The sequence below is a fragment of the Priestia flexa genome (genome assembly GCF_021441905.1).
In the GTDB taxonomy this organism is placed as follows: Bacteria; Bacillota; Bacilli; order Bacillales; family Bacillaceae_H; genus Priestia; species Priestia flexa.
Window position 1 is genome coordinate 2,194,975 of record NZ_CP090431.1, and the last position, 16,567, is coordinate 2,211,541.

At 37.8% G+C, this 16,567-nt stretch carries 21 protein-coding genes; 8 read left to right on the forward strand and 13 right to left on the reverse strand.

The features are described 5' to 3' along the window. Nucleotides 1-6: 6 nt before the first annotated feature. Nucleotides 7-486, forward strand: a complete 480-nt coding sequence (locus LZP85_RS11380) for a DinB family protein (protein ID WP_119542923.1) — start codon at nt 7-9, stop codon at nt 484-486. A 55-nt stretch (nt 487-541) separates the two neighbouring features. Here the strand turns inward: LZP85_RS11380 and LZP85_RS11385 are convergent, their stop codons facing one another. The 3 genes from LZP85_RS11385 to LZP85_RS11395 all read right to left on the reverse strand — a co-directional run bounded on the left by LZP85_RS11385 (nt 542) and on the right by LZP85_RS11395 (nt 2,494). Beyond that, a complete protein-coding gene (locus tag LZP85_RS11385) occupies nt 542-700 on the reverse strand; it encodes a flagellar basal body-associated FliL family protein (RefSeq protein ID WP_153301146.1) in 159 nt (52 codons plus the stop codon). Nucleotides 701-885: 185 nt separating this feature from the next. Next, nucleotides 886-2,214: an AlbA family DNA-binding domain-containing protein gene (locus LZP85_RS11390; protein ID WP_076512452.1), complete on the reverse strand. Its 1,329-nt coding sequence runs from the start codon at nt 2,212-2,214 to the stop codon at nt 886-888. 76 nt (nt 2,215-2,290) lie between these two features. Next, nucleotides 2,291-2,494 carry a zinc ribbon domain-containing protein gene (locus LZP85_RS11395; protein ID WP_025909917.1) on the reverse strand — a complete coding sequence of 68 codons (204 nt, stop codon included), beginning with the start codon at nt 2,492-2,494 and terminating at the stop codon, nt 2,291-2,293. A gap of 269 nt (nt 2,495-2,763) precedes the next feature. Between LZP85_RS11395 and LZP85_RS11400 the strand changes: the two genes are divergently transcribed. Continuing rightward, nucleotides 2,764-3,087, forward strand: coding sequence for a YnfA family protein (locus tag LZP85_RS11400; protein WP_076512453.1), 324 nt, complete (start codon nt 2,764-2,766; stop codon nt 3,085-3,087). A 19-nt stretch (nt 3,088-3,106) separates the two neighbouring features. Here the strand turns inward: LZP85_RS11400 and LZP85_RS11405 are convergent, their stop codons facing one another. The 4 genes from LZP85_RS11405 to LZP85_RS11415 form a co-directional block, all read right to left on the reverse strand. Next, nucleotides 3,107-3,601 carry a tetratricopeptide repeat protein gene (locus tag LZP85_RS11405; protein WP_119542922.1) on the reverse strand — a complete coding sequence of 165 codons (495 nt, stop codon included), beginning with the start codon at nt 3,599-3,601 and terminating at the stop codon, nt 3,107-3,109. A gap of 13 nt (nt 3,602-3,614) precedes the next feature. Then, nucleotides 3,615-3,740, reverse strand: a complete 126-nt coding sequence (locus LZP85_RS20780) for a hypothetical protein (protein ID WP_258954115.1) — start codon at nt 3,738-3,740, stop codon at nt 3,615-3,617. A 23-nt stretch (nt 3,741-3,763) separates the two neighbouring features. After that, the gene (locus LZP85_RS11410) at nt 3,764-4,252 is read right to left on the reverse strand and encodes a VOC family protein (protein ID WP_226638961.1); all 489 of its coding nucleotides are present in this window, start codon (nt 4,250-4,252) and stop codon (nt 3,764-3,766) included. 145 nt (nt 4,253-4,397) lie between these two features. Continuing rightward, a complete protein-coding gene (locus LZP85_RS11415) occupies nt 4,398-4,976 on the reverse strand; it encodes a poly-gamma-glutamate hydrolase family protein (RefSeq protein ID WP_062686646.1) in 579 nt (192 codons plus the stop codon). Nucleotides 4,977-5,113: 137 nt separating this feature from the next. Between LZP85_RS11415 and LZP85_RS11420 the strand changes: the two genes are divergently transcribed. Together LZP85_RS11420 and LZP85_RS11425 are read left to right on the forward strand one after the other, a co-directional pair. Further along, a complete protein-coding gene (locus LZP85_RS11420) occupies nt 5,114-5,938 on the forward strand; it encodes a glycosyl transferase family 2 (protein WP_206833688.1) in 825 nt (274 codons plus the stop codon). 105 nt (nt 5,939-6,043) lie between these two features. Next, nucleotides 6,044-6,370, forward strand: a complete 327-nt coding sequence (locus tag LZP85_RS11425; protein ID WP_076512457.1) for a DMT family transporter — start codon at nt 6,044-6,046, stop codon at nt 6,368-6,370. Between the two features lie 31 nt (nt 6,371-6,401). Here LZP85_RS11425 and LZP85_RS11430 read toward each other — a convergent pair whose 3' ends face one another. From LZP85_RS11430 to LZP85_RS11445, 4 genes are all read right to left on the reverse strand, one after another. Beyond that, nucleotides 6,402-7,979, reverse strand: a complete 1,578-nt coding sequence (locus tag LZP85_RS11430) for a peptide chain release factor 3 (RefSeq protein ID WP_025909910.1) — start codon at nt 7,977-7,979, stop codon at nt 6,402-6,404. 142 nt (nt 7,980-8,121) lie between these two features. Then, a complete protein-coding gene (gene cspD / locus LZP85_RS11435; protein WP_025909909.1) occupies nt 8,122-8,319 on the reverse strand; it encodes a cold-shock protein CspD in 198 nt (65 codons plus the stop codon). 270 nt (nt 8,320-8,589) lie between these two features. Continuing rightward, nucleotides 8,590-10,080: a hypothetical protein gene (locus LZP85_RS11440; protein WP_076512458.1), complete on the reverse strand. Its 1,491-nt coding sequence runs from the start codon at nt 10,078-10,080 to the stop codon at nt 8,590-8,592. Between the two features lie 24 nt (nt 10,081-10,104). Next, nucleotides 10,105-10,281, reverse strand: coding sequence for a hypothetical protein (locus LZP85_RS11445; RefSeq protein WP_167556121.1), 177 nt, complete (start codon nt 10,279-10,281; stop codon nt 10,105-10,107). 334 nt (nt 10,282-10,615) lie between these two features. Between LZP85_RS11445 and LZP85_RS11450 the strand changes: the two genes are divergently transcribed. From LZP85_RS11450 to fabZ, 3 genes are all read left to right on the forward strand, one after another. Continuing rightward, complete coding sequence (locus LZP85_RS11450) at nt 10,616-11,230, forward strand: NAD(P)-dependent oxidoreductase (RefSeq protein WP_119542920.1); 615 nt, start codon at nt 10,616-10,618, stop codon at nt 11,228-11,230. Nucleotides 11,231-11,621: 391 nt separating this feature from the next. Continuing rightward, on the forward strand, nt 11,622-11,801 hold the full coding sequence (locus LZP85_RS11455; RefSeq protein ID WP_025909905.1) for a hypothetical protein: 180 nt from the start codon (nt 11,622-11,624) through the stop codon (nt 11,799-11,801). Nucleotides 11,802-11,905: 104 nt separating this feature from the next. Next, nucleotides 11,906-12,343, forward strand: coding sequence for a 3-hydroxyacyl-ACP dehydratase FabZ (fabZ, locus tag LZP85_RS11460; RefSeq protein WP_025909904.1), 438 nt, complete (start codon nt 11,906-11,908; stop codon nt 12,341-12,343). 66 nt (nt 12,344-12,409) lie between these two features. Here fabZ and LZP85_RS11465 read toward each other — a convergent pair whose 3' ends face one another. Continuing rightward, nucleotides 12,410-13,099 carry a FadR/GntR family transcriptional regulator gene (locus tag LZP85_RS11465; RefSeq protein ID WP_025909903.1) on the reverse strand — a complete coding sequence of 230 codons (690 nt, stop codon included), beginning with the start codon at nt 13,097-13,099 and terminating at the stop codon, nt 12,410-12,412. 550 nt (nt 13,100-13,649) lie between these two features. Between LZP85_RS11465 and LZP85_RS11470 the strand changes: the two genes are divergently transcribed. Further along, nucleotides 13,650-15,137, forward strand: coding sequence for a UDP-N-acetylmuramoyl-L-alanyl-D-glutamate--2,6-diaminopimelate ligase (locus LZP85_RS11470; RefSeq protein ID WP_119542919.1), 1,488 nt, complete (start codon nt 13,650-13,652; stop codon nt 15,135-15,137). Between the two features lie 33 nt (nt 15,138-15,170). On the opposite strand, the gene LZP85_RS11475 is transcribed toward LZP85_RS11470, so the two are convergent. Continuing rightward, nucleotides 15,171-16,496, reverse strand: coding sequence for a D-serine ammonia-lyase (locus LZP85_RS11475; RefSeq protein WP_206782577.1), 1,326 nt, complete (start codon nt 16,494-16,496; stop codon nt 15,171-15,173). Nucleotides 16,497-16,567 lie beyond the last annotated feature (71 nt).

The following is a 16,567-nucleotide window of genomic DNA, read 5'->3' on the forward strand; positions in this document are numbered from 1 at the left end:
TTATTTATGAATTTATTGTTATTACATCATTTAGAAACCGTTCGAAGTATTACGCTAAAAGTTTTATCAAGCGTAACTGAACAGGAATCGTTAGTAACTCCCGATGGCTTTTCAAACAACATTGTTTGGAATTTAGGGCACATTGCATATATTCAAGAAAAGCTTGTTTTTGAGCTTGCTGGAAAGAAAAATCAATTGCCTGCCTCATATGAGCGATTATTCGCGGCTGGAACAATACCTTCTCAATGGAAGGAAACACCTCCTACCTTAATTCAACTAAAAGAAGAGCTGATGACTCAAACTGAGCGTATTAAAGAATTCATACCCGCTCATTATGATTTGAAACTAGCCAAGCCGTTCACTAATAAAGCTGGCATTTCGTTTGATCACGTTGGCAGCACGTTCTTGTTTAGCTTTTACCATGAGGGAATGCATGTTGAAACAATTAAACAAATTAAAAAAGCTATTCAAGAAAAAAAATCCTAACAATTGTTAGGATTTTTTTTCTTGAATAGCTTACCCGTATATCTGGTTAAAATCTCTATATTTGTGTTACCCCTACTGTTAATATGTATGTTTCATTTACCACAAACTTATCTACTGCTTCTTTTTGCTGCTCGAAATGATAATAAGCAGCGCACACCCCTCCCAATCCTGCTAGCGCTAACACGATTAACAGAATGGACCCAACCTTTTTCATGTTTCATTCTCTCCCCTATGTCTCACAAAGTCTGATATAAACCTTTGTAACATCCCCTTTTGTTTGAAAGGTTTATTCAAGCGAGTTTGAGGAATAACCACTATTCCCCTCACTCTATTTGATGGTACCATACCTTTTTCGGAAAATGTATAAATGTTCTCAATTGTTAAAAAATAGTCATTTTTTTACTTTGATTGATAAAAAGATTGCATAAGAAAATGAAGAGCTTTGTTTTTTGAGAGACCAAACGCGTTAATAATATAATCAACATATTGAAATAAAGATTCACCGTTTTTTTCTTTTAGCTTCATAGCTCGAAAAGATTTATTAAATCGATAATGCTTTTTATCAGAAAAAACTAGGCCTTCTTCTCTTAAAAAACCTTTATATGCCTCATGGTTAAAATACAAAACATCATTTCGCACGTTTTCAAGATCAATTACAACAATCATATCTTCTAATTCAGCGTTGAGCTGCGTCATACATTCAATGTACTCACCAAGACAGCTTAGTAACAATGTTAAAAATTGATGGCCATCAACGTATTGAAATTGATCAAAAATAGCAGCACTTCTGTAGCTTGGTACGCACTCTTGCAAAACAGATTTTACTTCATCAAGCTCTTCTACATATGGAATTGGAATATGAAATTTTGCCGCTCCATTAACAAACTGTTCCCAAGCAACGGTTTTATCATAGGAGTCAATAACATCAGTGTTTCGAAAAATAATTGACTCTGCAGAATATGATGCTTTAACAAACGGTAAATGAACGTTCATTTCAATTTCTTCATACATTGGATAAGCTTTCGGTTCATTTGATTTTGATAAGATATACTGCTTTAATTTATCTTCATCCATATGTTCCAATAAGTACAAGTCATAAATTGGAATGACGTACATATTGCACATTCCATAGTGAACATAGCCTTCGCCGTGCGTAAGCCCCTTTCGGTTATAGATAGATAATTCTTTTGTGCAAAATGCTTCTAAACGCATCATTCGGTCTTTTGACTTTTGATATAGACGGTCCAGGTGATAGCGGTCATCAATTTCTGAAATTGGAGAAGTTCCGCTCCCAATACGGCGATAAACTTTCCCGTATGACATATAAGGAGGGTACAAGCCTTCTGGAATCCAAATAACAAAGACGCCGTACTCTGTGGTATGTTCAGGTGATAGAAACCGAGTAAAAATACGAGGAATTGGATTCGTTACATCCTTCAGCATGTTGTGAATAAAGAGCTCATACTCTTTTTTTTCAAGTAAATTGATTGAGTAATCATCTTCATCAACTCCAAATATTAGCCACCCGCCCATTTCATTGGCAAACGATGCAATAATATTTGGAATCTTCCTCTTCACAGTGGAACTAACTTCTCGCTTAAATTCAAGCTGATACCCTTCTTCTAACTGCTTCGCAACCATCACTTCTACATCAGAGAAACAAATTTCAGCAATCGTTAGCTTTCTTCCCTCTTTATTTATGAACGGCGAATAAAACGAATCACTCACAGTTTCCCCTCCTCATCATATGCATATAACTTATCCATATGATGAAAAGTGGCTAAACAGTCGTATTTCTTCTAAATTAACCAAAGAACAAATCGAGAATATTAGACGCCTTAGACGCTTCTTTATTATAAAACTCTGAGTAACCGCATGACTTACAATAAACCACAACAAAGCGGTTATGCTGAACGTCTAAAAGCTTTGAGAGACCTGTGCCTGTCATTGCCACTTCCTTTTGCCCAACGCTCTGTCCACCACATTTTATACATCCTGCCTCTTTCATTTCTGTCATATCCTTTGTTAAAATAAAAAATCTAATTTATATTAAGTAATACGAAATAGTGTTTAAAAAGTTTCATATTTTTCCGTTCTTACAATACTCGTTGTTTACCTTCTTTGGACAGAACAATATGAAATTCAAACGAACTACCTCCATTTTTATACTTTTTATTCCTTATTATCCATTTTAACACATTTTTAATTTCACCTCGTATTTTTAAACAAATACAGATATCATTAAAACAGAGATTACTATGTTAGGAGCTTCAAGTTATGTTTAAGGCAACTATTATTTTTATATTAGCTGGAATTGCTGAAATTGGTGGCGGGTACTTTATTTGGAAATGGCTTCGTGATGACTGGTCTGGCTGGTTTGGATTAGCTGGCGGAATCGCTCTCGTTCTATACGGGATTATCGCCACTTGGCAGGCTTTTCCCGACTTTGGACGAGTATATGCGGCTTACGGGGGTGTTTTTATTATCATGAGTCTATTTTGGGGCTGGTTAATTGACAAAGAAACACCAGATTTCCAAGATTGGTTAGGTAGCATTATCTGCTTAGTTGGCGTTATTGTCATTGTTTGGCCTCGAAGCTAAACGAAATTTAAAAGCGTACTCATGATAGAGCACGCTTTTGCATTTCTGTTTGCACCCACTGCTTAGCTGTTTCTAACCTTAAAAACTTTTTATCATAGTAGCTTCTTTCTATTAATTCCTCAACGATACGGAGTGCATCTTGCTCTCTTCCCGCTTTTAGATAAATCTCTAGTATCTGCTCATACTGTTTATCATAAGGAAACTCTTCCTGTCTTGCTTCCTCAAACGCATTGTCAAAGCATAAGGTTGCTTTCTTATAGCGTTTCATCTGAACGTATGTATAAGCATTACCAAAGTGCAAGTCACCTCTTTCTAAAGGTGAAAGCGCCGAATTTTTAATTCCTTCACTTCTCATTGAAATAGCTTCTTCTAACTTTCCTTTTTCCTCCAAATCATAAGCTTTACTATGAAAGTGCTCAAATTTTGTTGGTGGCTTTTTCTTACGAATAACTTTCCATAGTTTTATACATGTTCCCAAAACTAACATAATTATGATCCAATAATAATTTTGCAAAACGAGCTCCCTTCTAGCTATCAATTCCAAGCTCAAGCACATATAGCATCTCTTTTGTATCAAATACAAACGTACAGACATGATTTGTATAATGATTTACGTGTTCCATTGCAAGCAAATAGCCATTGAGTTCATTCATTGATACCCCTCCCTAGTGTTCTACTATTTCTTTATCACTTGTTTTGTGTAATCGTCGGCCATTGATTTTGTATAGAATTCAATAATATTTGATTCCGTGTCTTTAAAATACACTCTTGTTTCATTTGCTTCTTTTATTATCTTCACATCGATACCTTCCTGTTTCAACAATGTAAGCGTTCCCTCAAGATTTTGCTTCTGCACGTGGAGAGCTAAGTGAACGTGAACGCCACCCTCATCGTAAAGGTTTGGCCAGCTTGAAATATTCAGCTGCTTCATCTTTTGCTCAGCTTTGGAAAACATACGAGGAAGCCATAGTCCTAGCCTTGTTGGCCCTCCAACATAGAGCCATGTTGCCCAAATTCCATTTGATTCCTCGGTAAACTGTCCGTTATCATACCCCCATTGTTCCACGATTGGAAAGCCAAGCTGATTAGACCAAAACTGTACGGCTCGTTCCATTGAGTGTACTTCAAGGACAACTTCTGATATTCCTTCTGTTTTAATTTTCATCTTATCTCCTCACTTTATAAACCAACCATTAAAGGTGCAACACTTTCTTTTTCTATATTTTAGCATATCTTCCATATGGAGATGCGCTTTTCAACTATCTTGCAATAAAAATACAGCGCCTATTTTTTCCGGCGCTGTATACATGCTATTCACTTTCTTTAATCGCTTTTACTAATGATTCAATAAAAGACTGTTTTTTTTCTACGTTAGTTAGCAGCTCATCATATTGAGGTACTGTCAATTCTAACTGCAGTCCCTGATGGCGGGTATTATCATTTGCAATATTATCTGGCGAAACTCCTCTTAAATGAGGGGGCGGCTCAACTACAATAAACCCGGGTTTTAATAATTCTTTCACGCGAGATGCAAGAGGTTCATCGCGCCCTCCTATATAAATCTCTCGTTCCGCACCGCGTGCACCGTGAAATGAAATAGTTATATTTGACTGATGGACTAATGACCTTGCCAACTCTTCATCGTAATGAGTAGATGTTACATGCAGTTCAAAGGGATCTTCTTTTTTTAAGCATTTAAATGCATAAAAAGTCCCGTTAACCTCCTGCGCCAATTCCCTTGCCATTTCAAGTGTACCCTCTTCCATTGTACCGCCATGAATCGCCAACACAACAATGTCTTTCTTACGAATGATGCACTCAATTTCATAGTCAATTCCAGCTCGCTCACACTGAGATAGCTCTTGAAACGTTTGATATATATCTCGCACAACGATCACTTCCCTTCTATTGTTTCTTAATATGACTTGATTTTCATAGAGTATACATTAAACGTACAAGCACTTTTTTAGATTTTTCATAAGATGGAATGAATGCTTTTTACTATATAGAAAGTGGTGTTAAACAATTGATTGAAAACTACACGCGAATTGCAATCAAAAAGCATCAGCTACATGATGTTGATTTATTAAATGACATGCCGTATGTCTTTGCCGTTGAGTGGGACGGCGTATTATATGAATTTTTAATCAAACTAAAAGAAAACTCTTCAAAGATGATTCTGTTAGGCTCTGGAGCCGGTGCTAAGCAAGAGCACCCGCAAGGTCCTCCTTATTTTCAGCGCCATTCATGGATGGACCTATTCGATGCATCCGTCATTTATTATAACGATCCTACCTTATATTTAGGTCCGCTTTCGTTAGGATGGGGACAAGGAACAAAAGAAAGGTTTTATCTTCAAGAAATTTCTGTTTTGTTAGGTGAAATTCTAGCGAATTTACAAGTCCCCCTATCACACGTAACCTGTTACGGGTCGTCAGGCGGAGGCTTCATGTCGCTCATTTTAGCGGGTTATTTAAAAGGTGCTACAGCAGTTGTAAATAATCCACAAACATGCTTAACGAAGTGGCTTAAAACACCCGTTCGTAACGTTTTTTCTTTATCTTATCCCAACATGTCACAAGAAGAAGTGGTTCAAATGTTTTATGAGCGAATTAACATCTTAGCGTTTTATCAGAAAATTGGTTACGTCCCACCAATTGATTATCTCCAAAACGCAGCCTCAGAATTTGATATGACTAACCATCTTACTCCTTTTCTATCAGGTCTTCACACATTAAGTGATGAATGTGAAGTCAATGAAATTAAAGTGATATTAAACTATAACAAAAAACAAGGACATGCCGCTTTAGGAAAGCAAGAAACTGTGGATTACCTATCGAAGAAAAAATAGTAGCGAGTTTTTTCATCCTATGATAAGATGTCGAAGTTAAATTTAGCATATCTTACAGTATACGTCGTAAAAAATATTTTTTTACGTAGCGAGGGGTGAATTCAGATGCAAGCCTATTTATTTCTAGCACTTGCTATTACAGCGGAACTTTTTGGAACATCCATGTTAAAAGCATCTCAGGGATTTACAAAACTCTGGCCAAGCATTGGTGTAATCGTTGGATTTGGAGTTGCGTTTTATTCACTCTCTGCTTCTCTTCAACAAATTCCACTGAGCATTGCCTACGCAATTTGGTCAGGAGTAGGAACTGCCATTACAGCTATTATCGGTGTTGTGATTTGGAAGGAAAGCGGCAGCATCTCAATGGTCATTGGCATTACGTTAATTATTGCAGGAGTTGTCATTTTAAATTTAAAGTCATTTGCGCATTAAAAGAAACGCTTGGCAACCGCCAAGCGTTTTTTTATAAATTAAATGGATCTAAAAACTTCACGTCAGGATACTTATCTTGGAATAAGCGCCATACAAAATCATTTTCAAACATGAGTACAGCATGCCCATCCCGATCTTCAACAAGCATAACGCGAGAGTCAAACATGCTATCCTTAATCGTCTCTTTGTCCACCCATTTTGCAATGCTATGAGACATGCGAACAAACTCTAAATCTACGTTATACTCACCTTTCATACGGTGTTCAAACACTTGGAACTGAAGCTCACCAACAGCACCTAAAATATAATCTCCAAAGAACGGTGTACGATAGAGCTGAACCGCTCCTTCTTGTACAAGCTGATTAATTCCTTTTTCAAAATGCTTTGATTTCATGGCATTTTTAGCACGTACTTTCACAAATAGCTCGGGTGGAAACTTCGGAAGCGCATCAAATTGAAACACTTTACCATCGCCGACAATCGTATCTCCAATTTGATACGTACCAGAATCATACAAACCAATAATGTCACCTGGATATGCTGTATCCACCGTCTCACGACTTGATGCTAAAAATTGATGTGACTGAGCAAGCTTCATTTTACGATTTGTACGAGCAAGCGTTACGTTCATGCCACGCTCAAACTTCCCTGAGCACACGCGTACAAAGGCAATTCGATCGCGGTGAGCTGGGTTCATATTTGCTTGAATTTTAAAGATAAAGCCTGAGAAATTGTTATCCGTTGGTTGAATTGTTCCAACAGATGATTCACGCGGCTGTGGTGGTGATGTTAATTGCAAAAATGAATTGAAAAACGACTGTACTCCAAAGTTTGCAATCGCACTACCAAAGAATACAGGTGTTAAAAGGCCTTGCTTTACTTTTTCAATTGAAAAATCGTTACCTGCTTCATCAAGAAGAGATAATTCATCCACAAGCGTTGGCAAATACATTTCATCCACGTGCTTTTTCACTTCATCATCAATGTTTTCACCGTCAAAGTCTGCAAAATATGATTCTTTATTTCCTTGGTACACTTCGATTTGCTTCGAAAAGCGATCATACGTACCTTGGAATCTTTTCCCCATGCCAATCGGCCACGTCACTGGGTAAGACTCAATTCCAAGTACTTCTTCAATTTCTTCCAATAGCTCTAGAGGATCTTTTCCTTCACGATCTAGCTTATTGATAAATGTTAAAATTGGAATCCCGCGCATACGACACACTTTAAATAACTTTAACGTCTGCGCTTCGATTCCCTTTGTTCCATCAATAACCATGACAGCACTATCTACCGCTGTTAGTGTTCGATATGTATCTTCACTGAAGTCTTCGTGTCCAGGTGTATCTAGGATGTTGATAAAATGATTTTTATATTCAAACTGCATTACACTTGATGTAACGGAGATTCCACGCTGCTTTTCAATTTCCATCCAGTCAGATGTTGCAAACTTTCCTGACTTTTTACCTTTAACTGTTCCAGCAGAACGAATCATTCCACCTAGTAATAACATTTTTTCAGTTAATGTTGTTTTTCCAGCATCCGGGTGGGAAATGATGGCGAACGTACGACGTGAGTCGACCATCTGCTGTTGCTGTTGATTGCTCATAAGTTTAATTATCCTTTCTACTATACAATTCCTATTTTCATCATTTCATTATACGCTTTTTTTATACAAGATGACCAGCCTTTTTCGAAGGAAAAGAAAAAAGGCCCCCATTTGGGAGCCCCTGATAATCCTATAAAAAGAATTACTTTTGAACGTTAGCAGCTTGTGGTCCACGAGCACCTTCAACGATTTCAAATGTAACTTCTTGGCCTTCTTCTAAAGTTTTGAAGCCTTCGCCTTGGATAGCTGAGAAGTGTACGAATACATCGTCTTGTCCTTCAACTTCGATGAAACCGAAACCTTTTTCAGCGTTGAACCATTTTACTTTACCTTGTAACATAATCTCTTTTCCTCCTCGTGCAGCAAGCTACACCTTGTGTATTACTCCATTCTTGCTCTTACAATAAGTCAAGACGAAACCCATCGAACTATCCTTATGGAACAAAAATAAGCAACTTTATTGTACCAAATTATCAAAAAAATTTCAAAGGGATTTGTGTAAACTTTTACTCATTTTTTTCAAAGAAATCGTACTTTTTTTGCTTTTTTTATTCATAATAACCTAGGCTAAATTTAGGGTAACTCATATTTATCTATCAGCTTATCTAATCTACGAAATTGGCTCTAATTCTCTGACAGCTAATCCATAATAGACTTTCTCCAAGCGCTTGATTTCTGCTTCGTATCGCTTAAGTTTACCGCTCGTTAGCCCTCGAGAACTTTTTGTTTCGTCCAGCAATTCAATATGCTGATTAAGCTTCAACAGCGTACTTGTTAAACGCTCCTGTAATTCTTCAATTTCATTTTGTATATCCACACAGATTGGAAGCCGGTTCGCTAAAATAAAATCCGTCATTTGCATCAGTATTTTTTTGCGCTCAACTTCCTTTACTTTACTTTTTACTATGCGCTCAGCTGAACGAAACGTAAGTCGAATTCGTTCCATGATATCGCCTTTTATTGAAAGCTTTCTTTTTAATTCGTCTACATCTTCCTTTAAGGCTTCATGCTCCTGAACCATCCTTTTCATAACAAGGCCGCAGTTTAGCGTTTTTAAATCCATTTGATTAAGCTGATGGCGAATGGACTCTTTTAAGCTATCTATTTTTTTAGTAAGCTGTCTTTCTATACCTTTAAGCTCTTTAATATCTTGCTCTCCATTATAAATAAGGCCCTCAAGACGCTCGACGTCAAACTGAGCCTGCTCTTTTTTTATTTGAAAATCTTCATACCGATGATACACAGATGACCACTTAATTAACAAAGATTGGTAGTTAAGCAACTCATCTTGGTGCTCAAGCTTACACATCCACATTAAATGAACAACGGTCGCTAACAGCGGTAAAAAAGGTTCTGCTTCCTTACGCTTGGCTACAATTTCATGACTTTCCAAGCTCGCTAACGTCCATAGCGGTGCATTGAAACCAACTAGAAGTGACGGTGCATGCTGCATAGGCACAAACAAAGGCATTACTGCACAAAGTAAAGATGATAGTAGATCGTATGCACTTGGAGGAAGTTGCTTAAAAAAGCTGATAATTCCCTGTCTCTGTAAGACCTCTTCCATTGCTTTTTGAGTGACTTCTCTGCTGAATAGTTCTAGAATCCGATCTTGATATAAGCTTGGTAACTGCTCAATCCACGTTAAAAGAGCTGTTTGTAACACCATCTGCTCACGCTTTGAAGCGATTAAGTACTGTGAATCTGCAAGGTGAATAAACAAACGAATTTGATGACGCAAAACATCGTCTAGGGAATGACAGCGAGCAATTGAAAACAATTCATTATACTTTGCGACAAACATATTGCCTATTTCTTCACTAAGTTCGTATAGTTCTCCATTTGTTGTAGTGTGAGAAACAGGCAGTCGAAAGTATTCAGCCATATGTAAAAACAGCTGAAGATGCAAATCGACCTCTGGCTGCTTAGCAATTTTTTTCATATCCTGCTGGAGATTTTGCTGAAACTGGATGTGTTCATCCTTTTCGTTTGGCAAAGTTGGTTGTAGCTTGGATATTTTATGTTTACTTATGACAAACGCACTTTGTAACCCTTGTCCATTCGCTGTTAGCAAACTATAAAGAAGCTGTTGACCATTCATTTCCCCATCTCCTTTTTTTGGCTTTTAAGACTCTTCTTGCTTTCGTAAAACAACAAGTGCAGTCCAACAAGACATTAACGCAGGTGGTATACTCCACGTTAAATATCGCCAGTCTTTTGTGATGATGGATACGATGACAAAAACGAGTGGTAGCCCTATCAATACAACACCAATCCGAACCTTGCTTATCTTTTTTCCCATTCCTCATCGCTCCCTTTTCGCTCCATATGCTTATATACAAAGTTCGCTTTCTATTAAAAAACACCTTTATAAACCGTTCGTTCAATTCTCTCTTTTCTAGACAGTCTATGACAAGAGTTTTAAAATTAGACATCCTTTTGTCAGACGGTGGGTACAAGCCTCGTTCCTTTTTCCTTCATCTTGCAAATCTCTTATTAAAACGCTAGTTTTCTGTTTTTTTCAGCAATTCCATACTTTTTGTGAGAAATTCACCGCGAAATATGCTATGTTACGTATAGAATATTTTTTATAAGAAGGATATGGGATAGTAATTCTACAGAAAAGGATGATGATCATGAAATTTGTTGTATTTGGAGCTAGCGGACGCACTGGACAAGCTTTCGTGAATCAGGCTTTAGAAGAAGGACATTTCGTCACAGCATTCGTTCGAACACCAGATAAGCTAACAATAACAAATAGCAATTTGCATATTATAGAAGGAAATGTAACGGATTCCTTTCAGGTGGCTCATGCTATTACAGGCCACGATGCTGTTGTTTCTTGCTTAGGAACTGATGGATTAGGCCCTTCTACATTTTTAGAAGAAGCAACATCTACTATTATTGAAGCAATGCAAGAGCAAGGCTTACACCGAATCTTATATACTGCTTCAGCTGGAATTGAAGGAGAAATTCCAGGTATGACAGGTTGGCTTGCTCAAAATATTTTAAAAAATCCACTACGCGACCATTTAAAAGCTGTTCAACTGCTAAAAACAAGCAACCTTCATTGGACAGTCGCTCGACCAATGGGGTTAACAAATGGCCCCGTAACCGCTCAGTATCGAAAAGCTGTGACGGGTGTACCTGAAGACAGCAAAAACATTAGCCGCGCAGACGTAGCCCACTTTTTATTACACGCAGCAAATGCAGAAATTCATTTAAAACAATCCGTGGCTCTTTCCTATTAAAAAGAGGCTGAGACATAGGTAATTCAGCCAATGATAAACCTGAACGATCGAGAGTTCCTCACTTTTAACCGTTCAGGTTTTTTGTTGATTGTGAAAACAATGTTGGAAACAGGGTGGAATGGAGCGTAGGACACTCGACTCCTGCGGGAAAGAGAGGGAAAACTGAGATCCCGCAGCGCAGCGAGGAAGCTCAGGTTCCTCTCCGCGGAAAGCGAGTGGCTGTAGCGCAATGGAACGAACGGTTCTGACAACGTAAAGAGGTGAGAAAAGAGAGTGTTCGTCTTTTTGGAAATTTGTTTTGTTATGTCCCACCCTCTTTTTATAAAAATCCAAACATAACTAAATATGATAAAATATGGTATGCGATTCTTATAAGAGGGAGGTCTAATTCATGACACGTAAACTAGTCATTCATCTATTAACAATCACAGCCTGCTTTTTACTCTTTTCTATTAGCATGCTGTATTCTGAAAGATACCTTTTCTTAATTCCACTTGGAATGTTAGGTTTATTTGGACAATGTTATTTCACTTATCGCTTTACCCAAATCTTATTAACGGAACCGAAATGAGATCCATGCACTTTTATTAATTTTACTCTTTACAAGTTGACTTTGTACGTATATAGTTTGATACTAGTATCAGGTATAAGTTTTTACATAAAGGAGAGACCATTATGCTAACAATTGAGCAAATTAAAGAAATTATCCCTCACCGCTATCCATTTTTACTAGTGGACCGTATTATTGAAGTAGAAGAAGGCAAAAGTGCCGTAGGTATTAAAAACGTGACGGCTAATGAAGAATTTTTCAACGGACACTTTCCTGAATATCCAGTTATGCCAGGTGTTCTAATTGTAGAAGCACTTGCTCAAGTCTGCGCCGTTGTTATGTTGAAAAAAGATGATAACAAAGGAAAACTTGGCTTATTTGCAGGTATCGACAACTGTCGCTTTAAAAAGCAAGTTGTTCCTGGCGATCAGCTTCGTTTAGAAGTAGAAATGACGCGCGTGCGCGGTACGATTGCGAAAGCTCGTGCTGTTGCGTCGGTCGATGGCGAAGTGGCTTGTGAAGCGGACGTAACGTTTGCATTGTTTGATCCAAAACAAGCATAACTACTTTAGAGCATTTGGAAGCCATAAAAAAGAACGCCATTGCTAGCGTTCTTTTTTGTGAATCTATTATCCTTGCATCACTTTCATACGAACATGCTCTAAATGTTCACGAACTGCTTCTGCTGCACCTTGAGCATCTCTATTTTTAATTGCTTCAAAGATGCGATCATGATCTTCATGAACCTGCTTGCGACTCTCAGGCCTTTGCGTTAACGAATACGCTAACGCTTTGCGATATAGATGACCCAAGTTCTCTACTGTGTGAAGCAAAAATGAATTATGTGCCGCTTTTACAATATCATGGTGAAAGCGATAATCTGCTTCATAACCAATTTCAGCACTATTTTTAATCGTTCCTTTGAATGCTTCTAACGATTCTTTAATTTCTAGTAGTTCTTCTTCGGTATGACGAATAGCCGCTAGGCTTGCCGCTTCTGATTCAATGATAATTCGCATCTCAACTAATTCTAACACCTGGTCTGCTTCAACCATTTCAAACGTCATCGGATCAAGCATGCCTGCTAAGTTTACTCGCTTAACATAGCTTCCTCCACCTTGTCTGGATTCAATTAATCCACTAGCTGACAAAACGCTTAACGCTTCACGAATAGGTGCACGACTAACGCCAAACATTTTCGAAAGCTCATGCTCAGATGGTAAGCGAGATTCAGGCGGAAAAGTCTTTTCCTTTATCATCTTCTTTAACTGATCAAGAACTTGACTTGATACTTTCTTACGCTCAATTGGTACAAACATTATTATTCCCCTCTCTGTTTGCTTTTTGTCTTATTCGTCTACAACATTCTTCTCCCTGCACGAAAGAGGGATTTACGCGATGTAAGATCCCAACTAATCTGTACTGAGTCCCCTTGATGAAGTGTAAACCTCTCATATGTAACCGCTTTAAAATTTCTTTGTATTACAAGTATACATTAATTTTTAAAAAAATGTAAAAAAATTTCTATAATTATCACAATTTTCACATGAAAACAAATCATAAATGAATGGATGTTCATGTTTTTTTGACATAACCATTCCACTATTTCCCTTTTCACTATATAGCAGCAAACTTCTTTGTAAATAGCGAGATACCAAGGATTAAAAAGGTTTTTTTCCATATTACCCCTTGTTTATCACTCTTATCCTAAGGGAAAAGAGTCAGAACTTGAAATTCTATTTAGATATTTTGTATGGTTCATATATGTTCTTGCGAATAGTTCAATTCAAACTGACAAATAGTAAGAACATTATAAACGGTAATTTCTGCAAGTTAACTTGTAAAATAAACTAAATGGTGAGGAAAATCATGATACTAAACTTTGAACAGTTACCTGACATTCAAATTAAGCAACTAGTCGGCCCAACTTCTCAGCGCGTCTTACATCTCGCTTATCACTCGAAATATGTCAAAAACTCGTCATTATTTTTTAGCATGAAAGGCGAAAACGCGGACGGATATCAATTTATAGAAGAAGCTATTCAAAAAGGAGCTGTAGGAGTCTTTGGATCCGTTCATCATTGTTTTCAACAACTTCATGATAAGTATCCGCACTGTACGTTTATCGTTGTAGATGATGTTCGAAAAACAATGGCAAAGATTTCTAAGTTCTATTTCCAACAAGCGGATGAAAAGCTCAAAACAATTGGCGTAACTGGTACAAACGGGAAAACAACAGTAGCAGCTTACGTACGTTCATTATTAACGCTACTCCGGTTACCAACAGGTTCAATTGGCACGACGGGGATTTGGTCTTCACATAAAAAATTAACCTATCAAAAAAGCACCCCCACAACGCCTGAATCAATTGATTTGCACCAAATTTTTCATGACCTAGAAACATTCGGAGATGAGGCAGCTGTCATGGAGGTTTCATCCATTGCCATTGATCAAAAGCGCGTTGAAGGAATTTTATTCGATGTCGCCATTCATACAAATTTCTCAGAAGAACACCTTGAGTATCATAAAACGATGGAACACTATAAAAACTGTAAAATGAAGCTATTTGAACAAGCCAAAACGGCTGTTATAAACGTTGATGATGATTTGATGGGAAAAGATTTGCTTCAACTATTTAAAAATCCAATGGTTACTTATAGTCTCAACAAGAACTCCAACGCAACGCTGCGTGCTGATTCTATCAGCGTAGAAGAAAAAGGAACAACGTTTGAGCTTCATTATAACGACAACATTTATCCCGTAACCGTCCCTGTGTTTGGCGAATATAATATTGCTAATGTGCTATCAGCTATCGGTACAGCGCTACTGCTTAATTTTCACATTGAGGATATTCTTAACGTTCTACCACAGCTCGCTAGTCCTGAAGGGCGTTTCCAAGTAATTGAAGGGCCACAAAATCAAAAGATTATCCTTGACTATGCTCATACGCCTGTAGCTCTAACTCGACTTTTGCAAGAAGTAAAAAAATTAACATATAATCGTTTAATTGTGATGATTGCTGGAATTGGCATCCGAGACTTTAACAAAATGCCCAAAATGGCCAGCATCATTGAGGGACAAGTGGATGAAGTTGTTGTTACCGTTGACCATCCTGGCTTTCATAACCCTAACGATATCATTGACCAAGTATTTACAGGATTTGCTCATCCCAATGCTTCGAACCTTCACCGAGCTCCAACGAGAAGAGAAGGAGTCTTAAAATCCTTAGAGCTTGGAGGAGCAAATGATGTTATTTTATTAACCAGCGGCTGTATCAACGGGTCGCAAATTGTAAAAGGAGAGTATATTCCTCACTCCGATGAAGCTATTATTGAATCTTATTATGTAGCATTATAAAAACTCCCCTCATATGCATGAGGGGAGTTTTTATCATCTCCTTAAAGCCAGTTTTCCCTTTTCATAGTACTCTTTTTTTATTGCTAGTGGTACCATGCTTCCACCTGTTGCCCATACAATATGAGTCGCATGTTCAAGTGTTTGTCGAGACAGCTGTCTGTTTGTCATTACTGGTCCCATCATACCGGCTAGTGCTGATGGCTCTAATTCAATTCCTTCGCTATCAGCCAACTCTGCTAACAATCGATGCATTTCATCATCACTGATTGTGTAGCTCCCCTCTAGAACTGGACCAATTACTTGACCAACAAACCCTGATGGCCTTCCTACGGCTAATCCATCTGCTTCAGTTATATTATCAAGACCAATATCTTGCACAGAAATTTTATCGTGAAGATTTGTTGCTAAACCTAACAACATACAAGGTGCGTGGGTTGGCTCAGCAAAAAAGCAGCGAACATCATCGCCATACATAAGCTTTAAGCCAAAAGCCACTCCGCCTGGACCACCTCCAACTCCACACGGTAAATACACGAATAACGGATGGTTTTTGTCTACTTTGACCTTCATTGCAGCAAGCTGCTTTTTCAAACGAATGGCGCTTACAGCATAACCTAAAAATAAATGCTTTGAATTTTCATCATCTACAAAATAACACATTGGATCAAGTGATGACTGCTTACGCCCTTCTTCTACAGCTTTACTGTAGTCATCTGTGTACTCGATAACCGTTACCCCTTTACTTCTTAACAAATCTTTTTTCCATTGCTTGGCATCAGCTGACATGTGAACGGTTACTTGAAAGCCAAGCTTAGCACTAATTATTCCAATACTTAATCCTAAATTCCCAGTCGACCCTACCGCGATTGTATACTGCTGAAAAAACAAACGAAATTTTTCACTATCAAACTTTCGGTAATCATCTTCAAACGAAAGCATGTTATGTTTAATAGCTAAGTCTTCAGCATACTTTAAGATTTCATAAATGCCACCTCGCGCTTTAATTGAACCCGAAATGGGCAAGTCATGGTCACACTTAAGCAGAAGTTCTCCCTCGATTTGTTGGCTAAAACGGCTTTCTAAACGCGATTTCATTGTAGGAATGGCAATCAAAGGTGACTCAATCATTCCCTTTGTTTCTTTCGTTTCGGGAAAAACATTCTGTAAATAAGGTGCAAACCGGTCAAGCCTTGATTCTGCATCCTTAACGTCCTGCTCAGTTAGTGGCATCTTTTGTTTATGTAGTTGAAAAGACTGCTTGTTTGGGTTCATCCAGCAGGTTTCTGTGAGTTGGATAAGTTCTTTTATAACCGGAAATGTTTCTGTTAACCTTACTACGTCGTATTTTTCTATTTCCATCCTTATTCCCCCCCTCTTTTTTCTATGCTTTATTATCATTTTATCACGAACTATTCTTTTATTAATGCTAA